Consider the following 16,876-nt stretch of genomic DNA (forward strand, 5'->3'; position numbering starts at 1 on the left):
TGGTCGCTGATTTTGCGGAGTAGCAACACTCAACTGCTACCGGGTGAGCTTTGCAGCAGCAGTGTGCGCAGTTTCGCGAGTACGGGGCTTTGGGCGTTGGCTCTGCCGCTTGCTCCTGCCAGCAACAGAAGCGTCAGGAGCAAGGGCGACGCAAACAAATAAAAGCGACGGAGCACGTATTAGGAAGAGCAGGCGAAAACGAGAAACTCAAAGCAGTACGTATAGTTCAACTTTGTTATCCCGCCGTCAACTACCTACATAATTACATGCATGGAGGAATGAGCTCCTTCGCACTCCCTAAGTTTCAAATAATCAGCAGGAAACTATACATCATTAGTGCCTGCTAGTAGCCGGCGCATTGCTTGCTGCTCGTCTATTCGCCGGTGGGCTTGGCCATAGCAATAACCACCGCCCCCACCACCATCAGGCCTGCGCCGAGCATCACCTGCCAGCTCACTTTCTCTTTCAAAAACACCGCGGCCAGCACAATAGCAAACACCAACGACACCTTGTCGAGGGGCGACACGCGCGAGGCGTTGCCGAGTGAAAGCGCCCGAAACGACAGCAGCGACGAGACGCAGGTAATCACGCCGGCTACAATCAGAAACGCCCAGCTATGGCCGTCAATGGCTGCTACCTTGGGCAGGTTGCCCTGATAGGCCACTACGCTCCAGGCCACCAGTACAATCAGCACCGATTGAATGGCGAAGGCCAAACTCGAATCTACGTTTTTGATACCCGCCTTGGAAAGCGTGACGACCACAGCAGCCGATAAGGCGGCCAGCAAAGAAAAGACTATCCACATACGGCTTACTTGGGCACTATTCGGTGGTAACAATGAAAATGAAGCCGAGTGTACAACACTCCGGCATGCGGAGTGAGTTACGGGGCGCCCCAGGCAAAGTTATTGGCCTTAGCACGCAGCTAACTTCCACGAACTTGCTATGGCGCCACCACAACGACAACCAGACACTAATCCGTGTTAACGCTTGCCTTATAATTATTATTTCTGTCCTTCCCAGGCGGCCAGCTCGGCCTGATGCTCCCGGTAAGCTAAATTCAGAATAGCGGAATCAGGGTCGGTGCCGAGGAAGATGGCGGTGCCTTTCTCGCGGGCGTAGGGGTTGGTGATTTCTCCTACTTTCCGAAACTGGCGGAAATGCGGCACCAGCTTCGCGGGCTCTCCCTCGCCTACCAGCAGCAAGTAGCGAAACGCCTGCGCCGGCCGGGGCGGAAACCAGAACAGGTAGCTGCCATTAAAGCTGTTGGCCAAGGGCAGCGGCCGGTTGCGGTTGTAGTAGTTGATGGCGCCGGCCTGGCCGTAGTTGTCGCACTTGATAAGGGTGTGGGCGCGGGCGGCGGCGGGCAAGGCTTGGTAGGCTTGCCAGGTTTTGTCGGCTAGCTCCTGCCAGCCCACCATGTCGGCGTAGTCCTGCGGCAAAGGGTGGTTTTGGCCGTCTTCCCAACGCAGTACGCCTAAGTCGCGGTAGGTAGGGCCTATGCGCTGCATATGGGCAGGCGGGTAAAGCGTGAACACGAACGGGAGCACCGGCAACAGCACGAGCACCGGCAAGACTAGCAGCACCGGGCGCAGCACCGCCGCGAACCGCACACCCGCCAGCTGCCGCTCCATCCACACTGCCCCAAACGAGAGCAGCATTGGATAGTAGCCCAAACCGTAGTAGCTTTTGCCGTGCAGCACCGTCAGAAGCAGTAAGCCTGCCAGGTAAATTATGCCCACCGCCCGGTACGCCCGAAACGGCCGGTAGAACAGCAAGGCCAGCAACCCTGCCAGCCATACCCACAACGCCGGAAAACACATCAGCAGCTGGTCTTTCCAGAAATCTGCCACCGATACGTTTACCAGCTGCGTGTCGTGGAGCAGGGCCATGTGGTGGCGAAACGGGATGCCGTGCGCCAGCTGCCACACCAGGTTAGGCAGCCACAGCAGCAGCGCTAGTCCGGCCGCGCCCCACAAGTGGGAGCTTCGAAAAAGCTGACGCTGCGGCGTAAGCAGTAAGCCCGCCACTAGCGCGCCGACATAAAAAAAGGTAGTGTACTTGTTGAGCATACTCAGCCCGAGTATCACCCCTAGCCCATATAGGTAGCGGGGGCGGCCGGTTTGGGCGTGGCGCACCAGCGCGTAGGAAGCGGCCGTGAAAGCCAGCACCTCAAACGAGTTGGGCTGAAACAAGAAGTTGAGCCGCGCATACGCCGACGCCAGATAGCCAATGCCCGCCAGGGCCACCGCAAACCAGCCACCGCCCACGTGCTGCGCCAGCCGCGCCACCAAATACACCGTGACACTGCCCCACAGAATCGGCCAAAACTTCACCCAGCCCCAACCGCCACCCAGGGCCAGCGTGAGCCAGCTTTGCAGCGCCGTAAGCGGCGGCACTTCCAGGTAGCCCCAGGCCAAATGCCGCCCGTAGTTGAGGTACAGGTACTCGTCGCGGTGCAGCTCATAAGCGCGACTAGCCAGCAGGTAGCTCAACACAAACTTGATCAGGGCTAGCAGCAGAGGTAGAAGGCGCGACGGTTTCATGCCGTCAATATAGCTGTTCGTGGATATGCAAGGCCCGGCCTTTATGCGCACCGTCAGAACACGATAAACTAACGCGGCACCTTTAAAGCCCTCTGTTGCCTTTATGCTTGATCTGGCGTCCGCTCTTCACACTTCCGGCAGCCGGATCTTCGCCAGGTACTCGCTCAGCCCGCCAGAATGCTGGAAAAGGTGGATGAAGAGAATAGGATCTTCGTCTTGGACGCGCCACTCCTCGGCATAAAAATCACCTAGCGCATACAAACTCAACTTGAAGCTGTCTTCCCGTCGCTCGGCCAAAAAATGGCCGTGCCGCCGCAGCAGGTCAGCCTGCTGGCCCATGGGGAGCTTTTTGAAGACGAGCAGATTCATGAGGTAAAAAAGAAAACCCGAAGATACGCAGGAGGTGATGTAGTGACTTAGTAAGTTGATGAATTCGCCGTTTTGCTGGCTCTACATGCGCATATTGCGCGGTCAGAACGCCCAACCCGCCAAATCACCAAGTCACCACATGAAGACGATTCGCTTTCCGCACCCGCTGGTTTTGTTGGTGGGGTTTATTCTGCTGGCCTGCCTGCTGAGCTATGTGCTGCCGGCAGGCGTGTTTGAGCGCCGCCCCGACGCAGCCACCGGGCGCGACGTAGTGGTGGCGGGCTCCTACCATCGGGTGCCTGCTTCGCCCGTCAGCCTCTGGCAAGCCCTGGTTGATATTCCGAAAGGGTTGTTTGATGCTGGTTCGGTTATTTTTCTGGTGTTTCTGGCGGGCGGCGCTTTCACCGTGGTAGACCATACTGGGGCTTTGCGCCACGGCGTCGATTGGCTGCTGGCACGGTTTCGGGGGCGCGAGGCCATTGTTATTCCTATTATTTCGGTGCTCTTCGCCACCATGGGGGCGCTGGAAAATATGCAGGAAGAAATTATCCCGCTGATTCCGGTGCTGCTGGTGCTTATGCGTCGCATTGGGTACCCGGCCATTACGGCAGCGGCCGTTAGCCTAGGCTCGGCGGCGGTGGGCGCCGCGTTTAGCCCGCTCAATCCGTTTCAGGTGGGCGTGGCGCAGAAACTGGCGCAGCTGCCGCTGCTGTCGGGTGGGGGCTTTCGTTTCATGTTTTTAGCTCTGGCCGTCGCGTTCTGGATTGCCGGTACGGTGCGCTACGCCGTGCGGCACCGCGTGGCCCCGGAAGTAGATGAGGATGCAACCGCAGCAACTCGCGCCGGCCGGCACGGCTTGGTGCTGGCCTTGCTGCTGGTTACGTTTGCTTTCTTCGCTTACGGGGTACTGCAGTTGGGTTGGGACTTCGAGCAAATGGCGGCCCTGTTCTTCGCGCTAGGCGTAGTGGCCGGTTTGGTAGGCGGCTTAGGTCTTACTGGCACCGCCGAAAGCTTCATTACCGGCTGCCGCGACATGGCGTTTTCGGCCATCCTCATTGGCTTTGCCCGCGCCATTTTTGTGGTGCTCGAGCAAGGCCAAATCGTCGATACCATTGTCAATACCCTGTCGGCGCCGCTGGCCGGGTTGCCAGTTATGCTGTCGGCCCTGGGCATGATGGGGCTGCACACGGCACTGCACCTGCCAGTGCCGTCGGTGAGCGGGCAGGCCGTGCTCACCATGCCGCTGCTGGTGCCCCTCTCCGACCTGATTGGCCTCTCGCGCCAGGTTACGGTGCTGGCGTATCAGTACGGCGCAGGCCTCTGCGAGCTAATCACGCCTACCAACGGCGCCCTAATGGCCATTGTGTCGGTCTGTGGCGTGCGGTTCGATGAGTGGTGGAAGTTTGTGCTACCGCTTTACCTAGGGCTGGTGCTGCTCGGCATCGTGGCCATTATGATTGGTATTGCCGTGGGGCTGTAGAGTAACGGAGTAGCAGAGTAACTGCGTAAGACGTTGGTACCGCCTGAACAATTTTCGCGCTGCTGTTGCTTTTCGTTCTGGTGGGGGCCTCACCCCCTAGCCCCTCTCCAAGGGGAGAGGAGGGACTAGCTCTAGAAACTAGTACTATTTTTGAGTGAGGTACCGATAAAGAATATTTAGAGCTAGAAAGCTATTCTAGTTCCCCCTCTCCCCTTGGAGAGGGGGCTAGGGGGTGAGGCAACCGCCTGAACAGTAGTTACTCCCCTACCCTCACTTCAGCCGCAGCTCATCAGACTCGAATATGCGCTTCAGCTTGCGCTTGCGCTCTACTATCTGGTAACGGGCCGTGTGGGTGGCATCGTCCCAATACACGTCCGACACCAAGCCCTCGTGGGCTGGTTGCCCGGGGGCGGGACTCACTTCTTCTACTAGGTCGCCGAAGCTGAAGCGGGGCTTGTCGTAGAGCTCTTTGAACAATTCGCCGCTGACTTTGAACTGCTGCTCGTCGTAGCGAAGCAGAATCCAGTCTTCGGTTTCGTCGATTTTCTCGAACAGTTTACCCACCGGCTCCAGCCACTCAAACGTGCGGCGGTTGGCGGGGTGAATGTAACGGAAGCCGTAATCAGGCGTCCAGGAATACAGGCCGTAAATGACAGGTTTAGGACGAGGCACTTTTCTATTGAGGAATGAAGAATGAGCAATGAACTAACAACTTCCCAAAGGTAAAGGCTCCAACGGCTCTCAAATCCTTGTTCTTTCTCCCTCATCGCCTGATAGAAATCCGGGTTTATACGGAGTCTTTTCGGTTACTATAACCGCAACGCCCGCTCCACAGGCTGCGTTTAGTCATACTAGATTTCAATGTACTACAGCGAGTTATATGAAAAAGGAGGATATCCACTTGGGCGACTGGCACCGGATTTTGTTTGGCGATACTCCGGGCGTATTCACTTGGGAAGTGGTGGTACGCACCATCATTATTTACCTAATTTTTCTGGTGGTGATGCGCCTGCTCAGCAAACGCATGAGCGCGCAGCTTACCATCACAGAGCTAGGCGTGATGATTATGCTGGGAGGTATTGTGGCCGTTCCTATGCAGATACCAAACCGGGGCCTGCTGCCCGGCGCGCTACTGCTGATTTGCGTGCTGATTTACCAGCGCGGCCTCAGCTGGCTGTCGCTCAAAAAGCGCAGCGTGGAACTAGCCGTCCAAGGCGACGTCACGGTTCTGGTTAAGGATGGCGTGATGCAAATTAACCACATGCGCGACGATTCTATATCGCACAACGAGGTGTTTGCCCAACTGCGTGACCGTAATATCAAGCAGCTTGGGGAAGTAAAGCGGCTATACCTGGAAGGCAACGGGTCGTTTAGCGTCTTTAAAAACGACGCCCCAATAGCGGGGCTAAGCGTGCTGCCCGTCAAAGACCACAAGCTGAACCAGACCCTCCAGCCAGTCGACCACCAAAAAGTCTGCCTCTACTGCGGCCAGCCCGACAAAGCGCAGATTCACTCCGGCAAACAGTGCCCCAACTGCGGCCACGACCAGTGGACCAACGCCGTGAAGTAAAAAAGCGTCGAGGTGGTAAAGTAGTGCGGTGTGGTACTATGACTGCAAACGCCCTGACACTACCATCGTTGCGCGACTACTCTTGCGCAACATCCGATGGACAGCAGCAACAATAGCGGCACCACGGGGCCCTCCGGGCAATTCGAGGAACCGCCCCGTCCCCTCACTTCCCCTCCCACCAGATCACCATTTCACAACTTCACAAGTTCACCTCATGCCAGAATTCAAGCCTTTCGATTTAATGCGGATGGGACTGGGCGATGTACCCTGGAGCTTTCTACTGGAAGCCATCCTCCGAATCACGATTATTTATGCCATCCTGCTGATTTCGATGCGCCTGATGGGCAAGCGCATGGGCAGCCAGCTCAACCGCACCGAAATGACGGGCCTGGTATCGTTGGCCGCAGCCGGGGGCGTCCCGCTGCTGGCCCCCGACCGGGGCATACTGGCGCCGCTGGTAGCGTCGGCTATTATTGTAGTAGGGCAGCGCTTGCTGGCCCGTGCCACTTTTCGCAGCAGCCGCTTCGAGCACATTGCGCAGGCCGATTTAAGCATACTAGTGGAAGATGGCTGCCTGCAGCTTGATGCCATGAAAGAGTGCTTGCTGCCGCAGGAACGGGTATTTGCCAAGCTGCGCGGGTCCAAGCTCGACAACCTGGGGCAAGTGAAGCGGCTCTACATGGAAGCTAATGGCTCATTCACAGTTATCGAGCAAGACGAGCCCCAACCCGGCCTCACCCTCGCCCCCGATTGGGACCAGGACTACATTCAGCAGCAGCAGCGCGTGCCCGATACGTTTGCCTGTACTTGCTGCGGCAACCTTGCCCACTCGTCGCAGATGCCTACCAAGCAGTGTCCGCGCTGCAACAACACCAAATGGAGCCCGGCCGTCACGAAGACCTCGGCCAAGCAGCAGACGTCGCAGCAGGTAGCGCCGCCCGAACCGGTAGCCCCGCAGCCCGCACCAGTGTTGTATTAGTGGGGCTGACAAACAACCACAACACCAACAGCTTGGCCGTCACGAAAGTGACGGCCAGTTTTGTTATTAGCCAGCTAGCCAAACAGTATGCTAAGGCCCGTAAGCTTCAAAGCTGGCCGTCATCCTAAGTCGAGCCCATATCGAGGGTCAATTGTTTAAGCGGGTGGTACAGGGGTGCAGGGGGGTTGAGGTCAGCCACGTTCTGTTTCAGCTCGTTTTGCTTGAATTCATATTGCTATGTGCTAGCAATTGGTCACGCATGGCCGGGCCATTCTGTACGTTTGCAAAGGAGAGGCGCTGCTGTTGCCCGTTGCGGTAGTGCACTATCACATCGGCAGGCTCGCTCGGCTCTAGGCGGTCCACTTCGGGCCAAGTGTAGGCGAAGCGCCGCCCAAACGGGTGCAGCCGGCCACTGAATCCTTCGGCGTGCAGGTGCAGGTGGCGGCGCTCATAGATTCGTCCGATGCCAAAAGCCATGGCCACATACCAAACGGCCAATCCTGCGTACAGCCACGGCAGCACGTGAAATTTGTGCTCGCCAGTTAGCAATTCCTTTTCGTGGTGGCGGTGCCAGATATGGTAGCCTTCCAGCGCCAGAATACCTGCCGCTGCCAGCTCTAGCCACGCCACTTGCGGGTGTTGGTCGGGATGGTGGCGCAGGTGCCGCATCTCCCGCAGCAAAAGCAGCACGTAGGAGACGCCCACCAAAATTTCCAAGCCTACCAACACCGTAAAAGGCTCTCGTCCGCTCACTACGTCCAATAAGCTGCTAAGCAACACTGCTGCTGGTACTAAGTGGCTGAACCCTTTGGCGCGCTCTATCCGGACGCGGCGCTTGTGATATAAGATGATACGGCCGGTAGCAGACGGGTTATTCATATCGGAAACACAGCATATTTTCTTGCTTCTGCAACTCTGTTTTGCTACCTGAAAGCGAATCCGATAGTGTGCGTTCGTAGCTAGTAGCTTCTAAAGCTACCGTTGCAACTGGCCTTTTATCAACGACTTCACTACACTACTTGGTGCGCCTGACAGCAGTACACTCTTTCTTGAACTGTATATAGACCATTATCAACATATTATAGTGCCAAGCCCAACAAAAACATAACCTTAACAGTAGAAGACTCAACCGTCAGCCTTTCGTGTTGATTTTCTTCTATTTCCATGCTTGACACTGTTCCTTCTTCCGCCCCCGTGCTGCAAACCGGCATGGGTGCTTTGCCACATACCAACGGCACTACTTTTCGCGTTTGGGCACCCGCCGCTACGGCGGTGTCGGTAGTTGGCCCCTTCAACGACTGGGACCACACCACTCACTCTCTCGCCGCCGAAACTGATGGCTATTGGGCCGCCGACTTTCCCGATGTGGAAGTTGGCGCCGAGTATAAGTTCTGGCTCGACACGCCAACCGGCGAGCTAACCCGCAACGACCCCTACGCCCGCGAAGTCACGCACTCGGCTGGTAATTCCATTGTGCCCGACCATAGCTTTGATTGGGAAGACGACCATTTCGAGATGCCGGCCTGGAACGAGCTGGTGATTTATGAGCTGCACGTCGGCACCTTCCACGCACCCAATCACGAGCAGCCCGGTACTTTCCTCGACGTAATAGAGAAGCTCGGCTACCTGCGCGAGCTAGGCGTCAATGCCATCGAAATCATGCCGCCCACCGAGTTTCCGGGCGGCCGAAGCTGGGGTTATAACCCGTCGCACCCCTTCGCCCTCGAAACGGACTACGGCGGGCCACAGGCTTTCAAGGAGTTGGTGAAGCAGGCCCACCGCCACGGCCTTGTTGTTATTCTGGATGTGGTGTACAATCACTTTGGTCCGGGCGACCTGGATTTGTGGCAGTTCGATGGCTGGCAGGAAAACGACGGCGGCGGCATCTACTTCTACAACGACTGGCGCGCCGTAACGCCCTGGGGCCACAACCGCCCCGACTACGGCCGCGACGCCGTGCGCGCCTACATTCGCGACAACGCCCTGATGTGGCTGGAAGACTACCGCGTTGATGGCCTGCGCTGCGACTCCATCTCTCACATCCGCAACGTGGATGGCGCCTCCGACCCTTCTCGCGACTTGCCCGAGGGCTGGAGCCTCATGAAATGGATCAACGAGGAAGTGCACCAGCACATGCCCTGGAAAATCATGATCGGGGAGGATTTGCAAGGTAACGAGTACATCACGCGCCGCCCCGAAGACGGCGGTCAGGGCTTTTCCAGCCAATGGGATGCCGCTTTCGTCAACATCGTGCGCGATGCGCTGGTGGCTCCCGACGATGCCGAGCGCAACGTGCAGGCCGTAGCCGATACCATCACGAGTGTGTACAACGGCGACGCCTTTCAGCGCGTTATCTACACCGAAAGCCACGACGAGGTAGCCAACGGCAAGCAGCGGGTGGCCGAGGAAATTATGCCCGGCGACGCGCATCACTGGTTTTCCAAGAAGAAGGCCACCCTGGGCGCGGCCTTGGTCTTTACGACGCCCGGCATTCCGATGCTGTTTCAGGGCCAGGAAATGCTGGCCGATGGTTTCTTCTCCGACGACCTGCCTCTGCAATGGGAACACGCCGAGTGGCACGCTGGCCTGGTGCACCTCTACCGCGACCTGATTGCGCTGCGCCGCAACCTGGCGGGCCACACCCGCGGCCTGTTGGGCCAGCACACCGAAGTTCACCACGTCAACAACGACGACAAGACGCTGGCCTTTATCCGCCGCGACCACAGCGGCCCCGGCGACACCACCATCGTGCTGGCCAACTTCGCCAACCGCACCCACGAGGGGTACACCATCGGGCTACCCCGGGGCGGCAACTGGCGCGTGCGCTTCAACTCTGATTGGAAAGGCTACGACTCCGAATTCGGCAACTTCGAAAGCCTGGACACACACGCCGAAGAAGGCATCTACGACGACCAGCCTTTCCACGGCACGTTTGGGCTGGCGCCGTATTCGGTGCTGATTATTTCGCAGGAGCCGGGGTAAGGTGACTGTAGCGCGGAACAGATTTCCTGTGGCTTCCGCGCTACATCTTTGCGGGCCAAACTCGTTGCTTCGTCCACCGTTATTTTATTCCCCACGAAACCCTGTTATCGGGTACACGGTAGAGCAACACTAGCTAAACTCCGCAAGAAACCTATCTTGCCGCCTTCCACTCAAGCGCCCACCGTATGCAAGTCCCTCCTTCCGCGCCCACCCCTATTGCTCCCGATGCGTTACTAGTTGAAGTAGCCTGGGAAGTTTGCAATCAGGTGGGGGGCATTTACACGGTTATTCGAAGCAAGGTACCCGCCACTATGCAAGGCTGGGACGACCGATACTGTTTACTCGGTCCTTACTTCTCGCAGCAGGCGCAGGGCGAGTTTGAGGCCTACGACGATTACCAGCTTAACACCCTCTCCGACCCGTTTGCCGAGGCCGTGCGCCGTATGCGCCAAATGGGCTACGACGTGTGCCTGGGCGTCTGGCTGGTAACGGGCCGACCCCGCACCGTACTCATCAACCCGTTTCAGGCCTATCCGCAGCTCGGCCAGATCAAGTACGACCTTTGGGACCATCACCGCATTCCCACCCCCGACCACGACGACCTACTGCACCAGGTAGAGGCGTTCGGGCACTTGGCGAAGATATTTCTGCAAGTGCTCGCCGCCGAAGTGGTGCCGCCAAAGCGCATCATCGCGCACTTCCACGAGTGGATGACCGGCGTGGCCATTCCCGGTCTGCGCCGCGACCAGACGCCGGTGCACATCGTGTTTACCACCCACGCCACGCTGCTCGGCCGCTATCTGGCCATGAACGACCCCAATTTCTACGACCACCTCATGCAAGTGGACTGGCTACCCGAAGCCCGGCACTTCAACATCGAGACGGCCGTAACCATGGAGCGCGCCGCCGCCCACGGGGCGCACGTCTTCACGACGGTGAGTGAGCTGACGGTGCGCGAGTGTATTTATCTGTTGGATCGGATTCCGGACGCCGTGCTGCCGAACGGGCTTAACATCGAGCGGTTCGTGGCCGGGCACGAGTTTCAGAACCTACACCAGCAGTACAAGGCCAAGATTCACGAATTCGTGATGGCCCACTTCTTCCAGAGCTACTCGTTTGACCTCGACAAGACGCTGTACCTGTTCACGAGCGGCCGCTACGAATACCACAACAAAGGCTTCGACCTGACGCTGGAGGCGCTGGCCCGGCTCAACTACCGGCTCCAGCAAAGTGGCTTGGAAGGCAACGTAGTGATGTTCTTTATCACCAAGCGCCCCTTCACTAGCATCAACCCCTTGATTCTGCAAAACCGAGCCATTCTCGACGAGGTGCAGGAAACCTGCGAGGCTATTGAGCGGCAAGTGGGCGAACGGCTCTTCTACGCCGCCGCCGCCTCCACCGACCATCGTCTTCCCGACCTGAGCGATATGGTGGACGACTACTGGAAGCTGCGCTACCGCCGCACCCTGCAAAGCTGGAAAACCAACAATTTGCCCTCGGTCATCACCCACAACCTCATCGACGACCAGAAAGACGACATCCTCAACTTCGTGCGCCAGGCGGGCCTCATCAACCACCAGCACGACCGGGTGAAGATTGTGTATCACCCTGATTTCGTGTCGCCTACTTCGCCCTTATTTGGCATGGAATACGGCCAGTTTGTGCGGGGCTGCCACCTCGGCGTGTTCCCGAGCTACTACGAGCCGTGGGGCTACACCCCCCTCGAATGCGTGGCCCGCGGCGTGCCCGCCATCACCTCCGACCTTTCCGGCTTCGGCGACTACGTGATGCAAAACGTGGCTGCCCACGAAGACAAGGGCATTTACGTGGTACAACGCCAGGAAAAAAGCTTCGATGAATCGGCCGAAGAGCTGACACAGATGCTCTGGAACTTCGTGCTCCTCACCCGCCGCGAGCGGATCATGCAGCGCAACAACGTGGAAAGCAACGCCGAAATCTTCGACTGGAAAAACCTGCGCATCTACTACGACCGCGCTTATACCCTGGCCCTGGAACGGCAGTAAGAGTTAACAGCAAGCTTGTTCTTACTTAAATTCGTCGGGAAATGTTTGGCGGAAACCGACTGACAAGTACAGAAACGCGCCCTAGGCTACTTGCCTGGCGGAGGCTGTAGCGCGAAGCCTCCGCCAGGCAAGTAGCCTAGGGTGTCCTTTCCGCACAGCTTACTTCATGATAAACATAAAAGCCCGGCTGTACAGACAGCCGGGCTTTTATGTTTAATTCTCAAGGCTTGCCGAGGCTTATGGCAGCTGCAGCACCTGGTCGATGACGTGCACGACGCCGTTGGTGGCTAGCACATTGGCTGTCGCAATATTGGCCGCCGTACCACTGCCGCCGCGTACAGTGACACCATTAGCTACCGCCGCCACGGTGATGTTACCATTGAGAGTAGCCACATTGCCAGGCGCCAGATCCGACGAAAATACCCGGCCACTGCCAACAATGTGCTTCTGTAGAATGGAAACCAACGTGGCATCGGGTACCTGACTCAGGCTTTGCAAGCCAAGCGCCATCAGAGCTGCCCGGAAGGCTGCATCAGTAGGAGCAAACACCGTAATGTTGGACGCATTGGCGGAGGCCGTCGCCAGCAAAGCCGAAGCAGCAGGCCGCGACAAAGCCTCCAGCAGCAGCGTGAACTGCGCCGGATTGGCGGAGGCGCTGGCTCTTACAATGGCCGCTATCGTCTGGCTAGGTGGCAGCAATACATTGTCGATGGCGTGAATAGTACCGTTGCTGGCCGCAATGTCGGCTGTTACGACCCGCGTGCCTCCGTTGAGGGATACCGTAGTGCCCGTCTTGGTTAGATAAAGGGTGTTGTCGTTGACGCCGCTAGTGCCGGCTGGCTTAGCGGTAAGAGCCGTGCTGGCACCGGTGGCAATGTCGGCGGCTCGCACGTTGGCCCCCACCACGTGGTAGAGCAATACGTTGCGTAGCGCCGCAATCTGATTGGCATCCGTTACGGCATTGATTTTAGCGGCTGTGCTGAAAGCGTCTAGTGGTCCACCGGCTAGTTTGGCAAATGCGGCGTTGTTGGGGGCAAACACCGTGAAAGGCCCCGGACTGCTCAGCGTCGTTGCCAAATCGGCCTTCGTTACGGCGGCCACCAAGATGCTGAAGTCAGCATTGCCTTGTGCAACCTGTACAATATTTTGCTGCGTCCCCCCTGTTGGTGTATCATCATCGTCGCTGCAAGAAGTAACACTCAAGCTAAACGTGACACCAACCAGGAGTAGCCAGAACACCCGCAGAAACTGGAAGGAGTGAAAATTGGAAGTTGCTTTCATTTGTGTAGGTTTTTAGATCAAAAAATTAAACAAAACTCGACTACACAATAAATATCCCTCTTCAGATGTTTGCGCTCGGCTTTACATAATTTTGTCTTTATAGTATTTTTAATTTAATTTTAACAAGAACTGCCACTCTGTGGAGGCCGTGTACCTTCTACCAGTACTGCTTGCTATATCTTGTCGGATACATAGCGAAGCCTAACCCATTTAGCCTTGGTAGCTGCCTTAGTCGACAAAGTTGGCGCGACTGCCCGCCGCCAGGCTTGGGTTAGTTGGGAGACTGACGGCCGTAGCGCGGCTATGCGTTGTTTAAACCGAGTTGTTTTTCGGGTAGGCAGAATTGTTTGTACTATAGTGAATTGCCTTTAGCTGGTGCCTGGCAAGCATTCAACATTATTCTGGCCCTTACGCACTTGCAAAAAAAGTACGCCTCTGCCCCGCTCCTTGCCTTAGCTGCCCTCACGGCCACTGCCGCGCTAGCCCATGAATTTTGGCTGTTGCCACCGCAATTTTTCGTGACGCCGGGTACTACGCTTAATCTGCATCTGTTCGTCGGCGAGAACTTCACTGGTGAGCGGTGGGGAAACAAAAGCAACCGGGTCACGCGCCTGGCACAGTACGCGCCGCCTGGCCTCAACGACTTGCTGGCTACGGCCACAACGGCCGACACGCTGCACCCAAACGTCACGTTTGCGCAGCCTGGCACGCACATGGTCGTGTTGTCCACCAACAATGCTTTTATCACGCTGGAAGCCGAGAAATTCAATGCTTACTTGAAGGAAGACGGCCTCGATTATATTCTGCTGCGGCGCCAGCAGCGCGGCGCCCTCAACAAGCCCGGTCGCGAGGCCTATAGCCGCTGCGCTAAAACTCTGGTGCAGGTTGGCAGTTACACTTCCACCGATACCGCCAGGGCCTGGAGCCGGCCCACGGGTATGGCCCTGGACCTGGTACCCGAGCAAAACCCATATGCCCTGCGAACGGGCAATTCCCTCACCATTCGAGTGCTGGCCGACGGGCAACCCAAGGCCGGACAATTGGTGCAAGTATGGCAGCGCAGCCCCGGCCAAACAGTAAAAATTACCAAGCTCTACAGTAACCAAAACGGCCGTGTGTTGTTTCGATTAACCAACCCTGGTCAGTATATGGTAAGTGCCGTGCGAATGGTGCCTGCTAGCCTGCCAGAAGCAGATTGGCAAAGTAATTGGAGTACCCTTACGTTCGGTTTCAAGGGAATTCCAAGCCGTTGATGCAGCCTTTTCAAACCGGTTTTGTTGGTACCTGAACGCGCTGCCAACGAACATTTTTTTGCTACCTTCGCAACTCCCTAAAAACCCCGAACCACCGACCGGTATGAAGTACTCGATTGATAAAAAGGAAACGTACACGATAATTACGATTGACGAGAAGAAGCTAGACACAACAGTAGCTCCGGACCTGAAATCGGAATTTGTGAAGCTGAACGCCGAAGGCATCAACAACCTGATTCTGGACCTCACCAACGTGAAGTATACCGACTCGTCAGGGCTTAGTTCTATTCTGATTGCCAACCGTTTGTGCAATTCCACGGGCGGCCTGCTGGTGCTCACCGGCCTGCAAGACCACGTGATGAAGCTCATCACCATCAGCAAGCTTGAATCGGTACTGCACATCCTGCCCACTGTGGAAGAAGGCATCGACCGCATTTTCCTGCACGCCATCGAGCGTGACCTGACCAGCAAAGAATAATTATACTATAAGCGACAAGCTGTAAGTTGCAAGCTGCAAGCTCTCGTTCTGCTGGCGAACCCCAGAACGAGAGCTTGCAGCTTGCAACTTACAGCTTGTCGCTTTTCCACGCTATGGAGTTTGAGCTGAAAATTTTAGGTAGCGCGTCGGCGACGCCTTTTCTGGACCGGCACCAGACGGCGCAGGTGCTAACCGTGGGCAACGCGCAGTACCTCATCGACTGCGGCGAAGGCACTCAAAGCCGCCTGATGGAACACAAGCTGCGCCATCAGCGCATCAGCACCATTTTCATCTCCCACCTCCACGGCGACCATTATTTTGGGCTGTTTGGCTTGTTGGGCACTATGCACCTCAACGGCCGCACCGAGCCGTTGCGCCTCTTCGGCCCCGCCGGCCTCGATGAGGTGCTCACCACGCAGTTCCGGCATTCCTTCACGCAACTCTGCTTCGAATTGAACTTCACGGTAGTCGATACCACGCAATTTCAGTTGGTATACGAAGACAAGCACGTGATTGTGCACACGTTGCCCATGCGCCACCGCATTCCGTGCTGTGGCTACTTGTTTCGGGAGTTGCCCCGGCGCCGGCCGTTGCTTAAGGAAAAGCTGCCCGCCAGCCTCACCCCCACTCAGCTTACAGGCCTTACGCTCGGCGAAGACGTGCTCGATGAAGCCGGCAACATGCTGGTCCGCAACCTCGATGTGACCACCGAGCCCCGCCCGCCCCGCAGCTACGCCTTCTGCTCTGATACGCTCTACACCGAAAGCCTGGCCGACCTCGTGCACGGGGTAGACTTGCTGTATCACGAAGCTACTTTTTTAGAGGAAATGCGCGACCGGGCGCTTACCACCCACCACTCCACCGCCCGCCAGGCCGGCCTGCTAGCCCGCCGCGCCCAAGTACAGCGCCTGCTCATCGGCCACTTCTCTAGCCGCTACCGCGACCTAACCCCCCTACTAACCGAAGCCCAAACCATGTTCGAGTGGACCGAGCTGGCCACCGAAGGCTTGACGGTCAGTGTGTAAGATAGTGAGTTGGTGAAGTTGTGAAATGGTGAGTCTGATGTTCTATCGGCATCAACCATTTAGCAAGTTCATTTTTTCACAGTTCGGTTGAACGTCAAACTCCCTATTTTACAACTTCACCAATTCACCTTTCATGTCCCATAAAAAACAGCAGCTTTACCTGGTACTCAGCGGTATTTTCATCGTAAATGCGCTGCTGGCGGAAATTATCGGAGTAAAGATTTTCTCGGCGGACGCTTTGATGGGTTTGCCGGGCAACCTCACGGCCGGGGTGCTGATCTGGCCCGTTGTGTTTGTTACCACCGATATTATCAACGAGTATTTCGGGCGCGCCGGGGTGTTGCGCGTGAGCTACCTCACGGTGGGACTGATTCTCTTCGCCTTCCTGGTGATTTATGCCACCACCAAACTACCGCCCGCAGCATTTTGGCTGGACGTGAATAAGACTGACTCACAAGGCCGGCCGTTCAACATCGACTTTGCTTATCAAAGCATTTTTCGACAGGGCTTGGGCATTATCACCGGCTCTATCACCGCGTTTGGGATCGGGCAGGTACTGGATGCCACCGTATTTCAGGCCCTACGACGCGCCACCAAGGGCCGCTACGTGTGGCTGCGCGCCACCGGCTCTACACTTATCTCGCAGCTCGTCGATTCGTTTGTAGTGCTCTATGTAGCTTTCTACGTGTTCGGCAACTGGACAATGGATCAAGTGCTGAGCGTGGCCAACACCAATTACTGGTATAAATTCGCGGCGGCTATTCTACTCACGCCAGTGCTTTACTTAGCTCACTTCCTGATTGACCGGTACTTAGGCGAGGAGGCCACTACTGAGCTACAGCAAGAAGCCGCTGCTAACGTGAGCGTGTAATGCTTGAATATATTGCTAC

General features: G+C 56.9%; 15 protein-coding genes. 9 read left to right on the top strand and 6 right to left on the bottom strand.

The window, feature by feature from the left end:
• Window positions 1-373 precede the first annotated feature (373 nt).
• The 3 genes from VF639_RS10050 to VF639_RS10060 all read right to left on the bottom strand — a co-directional run bounded on the left by VF639_RS10050 (window position 374) and on the right by VF639_RS10060 (window position 2,914).
• Window positions 374-805 (bottom strand): EamA family transporter, encoded by a 432-nt coding sequence (locus tag VF639_RS10050; RefSeq protein ID WP_331145767.1) that lies wholly within the window; start codon window positions 803-805, stop codon window positions 374-376.
• A 198-nt stretch (window positions 806-1,003) separates the two neighbouring features.
• Window positions 1,004-2,545, bottom strand: coding sequence for a glycosyltransferase family 39 protein (locus tag VF639_RS10055; protein WP_331145768.1), 1,542 nt, complete (start codon window positions 2,543-2,545; stop codon window positions 1,004-1,006).
• Window positions 2,546-2,671: 126 nt separating this feature from the next.
• A complete protein-coding gene (locus VF639_RS10060) occupies window positions 2,672-2,914 on the bottom strand; it encodes a hypothetical protein (protein WP_331145769.1) in 243 nt (80 codons plus the stop codon).
• A gap of 139 nt (window positions 2,915-3,053) precedes the next feature.
• Here VF639_RS10060 and VF639_RS10065 point away from each other — a divergent pair, with 139 nt between their 5' ends.
• Window positions 3,054-4,394 (top strand): YfcC family protein, encoded by a 1,341-nt coding sequence (locus tag VF639_RS10065; RefSeq protein WP_331145770.1) that lies wholly within the window; start codon window positions 3,054-3,056, stop codon window positions 4,392-4,394.
• A 270-nt stretch (window positions 4,395-4,664) separates the two neighbouring features.
• On the opposite strand, the gene VF639_RS10070 is transcribed toward VF639_RS10065, so the two are convergent.
• Window positions 4,665-5,066: a DUF6960 family protein gene (locus tag VF639_RS10070; protein WP_331145771.1), complete on the bottom strand. Its 402-nt coding sequence runs from the start codon at window positions 5,064-5,066 to the stop codon at window positions 4,665-4,667.
• A 208-nt stretch (window positions 5,067-5,274) separates the two neighbouring features.
• Here VF639_RS10070 and VF639_RS10075 point away from each other — a divergent pair, with 208 nt between their 5' ends.
• Together VF639_RS10075 and VF639_RS10080 are read left to right on the top strand one after the other, a co-directional pair.
• Entirely contained in the window at window positions 5,275-5,964 is a 690-nt protein-coding gene (locus VF639_RS10075; RefSeq protein WP_331145772.1) for a DUF421 domain-containing protein, read from the top strand.
• 214 nt (window positions 5,965-6,178) lie between these two features.
• The gene (locus VF639_RS10080) at window positions 6,179-6,943 is read left to right on the top strand and encodes a DUF421 domain-containing protein (protein WP_331145773.1); all 765 of its coding nucleotides are present in this window, start codon (window positions 6,179-6,181) and stop codon (window positions 6,941-6,943) included.
• A gap of 207 nt (window positions 6,944-7,150) precedes the next feature.
• On the opposite strand, the gene VF639_RS10085 is transcribed toward VF639_RS10080, so the two are convergent.
• On the bottom strand, window positions 7,151-7,822 hold the full coding sequence (locus tag VF639_RS10085) for a hypothetical protein (protein ID WP_331145774.1): 672 nt from the start codon (window positions 7,820-7,822) through the stop codon (window positions 7,151-7,153).
• A 285-nt stretch (window positions 7,823-8,107) separates the two neighbouring features.
• On the opposite strand from VF639_RS10085, the gene VF639_RS10090 reads away from it, so the two are divergent.
• The gene (locus VF639_RS10090) at window positions 8,108-9,925 is read left to right on the top strand and encodes an alpha-amylase family glycosyl hydrolase (protein WP_331145775.1); all 1,818 of its coding nucleotides are present in this window, start codon (window positions 8,108-8,110) and stop codon (window positions 9,923-9,925) included.
• Window positions 9,926-10,110: 185 nt separating this feature from the next.
• Window positions 10,111-11,949 (top strand): glycosyltransferase, encoded by a 1,839-nt coding sequence (locus VF639_RS10095; protein WP_331145776.1) that lies wholly within the window; start codon window positions 10,111-10,113, stop codon window positions 11,947-11,949.
• A 237-nt stretch (window positions 11,950-12,186) separates the two neighbouring features.
• Here VF639_RS10095 and VF639_RS10100 read toward each other — a convergent pair whose 3' ends face one another.
• A complete protein-coding gene (locus VF639_RS10100) occupies window positions 12,187-13,230 on the bottom strand; it encodes a fasciclin domain-containing protein (protein WP_331145777.1) in 1,044 nt (347 codons plus the stop codon).
• 416 nt (window positions 13,231-13,646) lie between these two features.
• Between VF639_RS10100 and VF639_RS10105 the strand changes: the two genes are divergently transcribed.
• The 4 genes from VF639_RS10105 (at window position 13,647) to VF639_RS10120 (ending at window position 16,857) form a co-directional block, all read left to right on the top strand.
• Window positions 13,647-14,483, top strand: a complete 837-nt coding sequence (locus VF639_RS10105) for a DUF4198 domain-containing protein (protein WP_331145778.1) — start codon at window positions 13,647-13,649, stop codon at window positions 14,481-14,483.
• Between the two features lie 103 nt (window positions 14,484-14,586).
• The gene (locus VF639_RS10110) at window positions 14,587-14,961 is read left to right on the top strand and encodes an STAS domain-containing protein (RefSeq protein WP_022825949.1); all 375 of its coding nucleotides are present in this window, start codon (window positions 14,587-14,589) and stop codon (window positions 14,959-14,961) included.
• 113 nt (window positions 14,962-15,074) lie between these two features.
• The gene (locus VF639_RS10115) at window positions 15,075-15,986 is read left to right on the top strand and encodes a ribonuclease Z (protein WP_331145779.1); all 912 of its coding nucleotides are present in this window, start codon (window positions 15,075-15,077) and stop codon (window positions 15,984-15,986) included.
• Window positions 15,987-16,119: 133 nt separating this feature from the next.
• A complete protein-coding gene (locus tag VF639_RS10120) occupies window positions 16,120-16,857 on the top strand; it encodes a queuosine precursor transporter (RefSeq protein ID WP_331145780.1) in 738 nt (245 codons plus the stop codon).
• Window positions 16,858-16,876: the final 19 nt, after the last annotated feature.

Source organism: Hymenobacter sp. (genome assembly GCF_036387835.1).
Lineage (GTDB): Bacteria > Bacteroidota > Bacteroidia > Cytophagales > Hymenobacteraceae > Hymenobacter.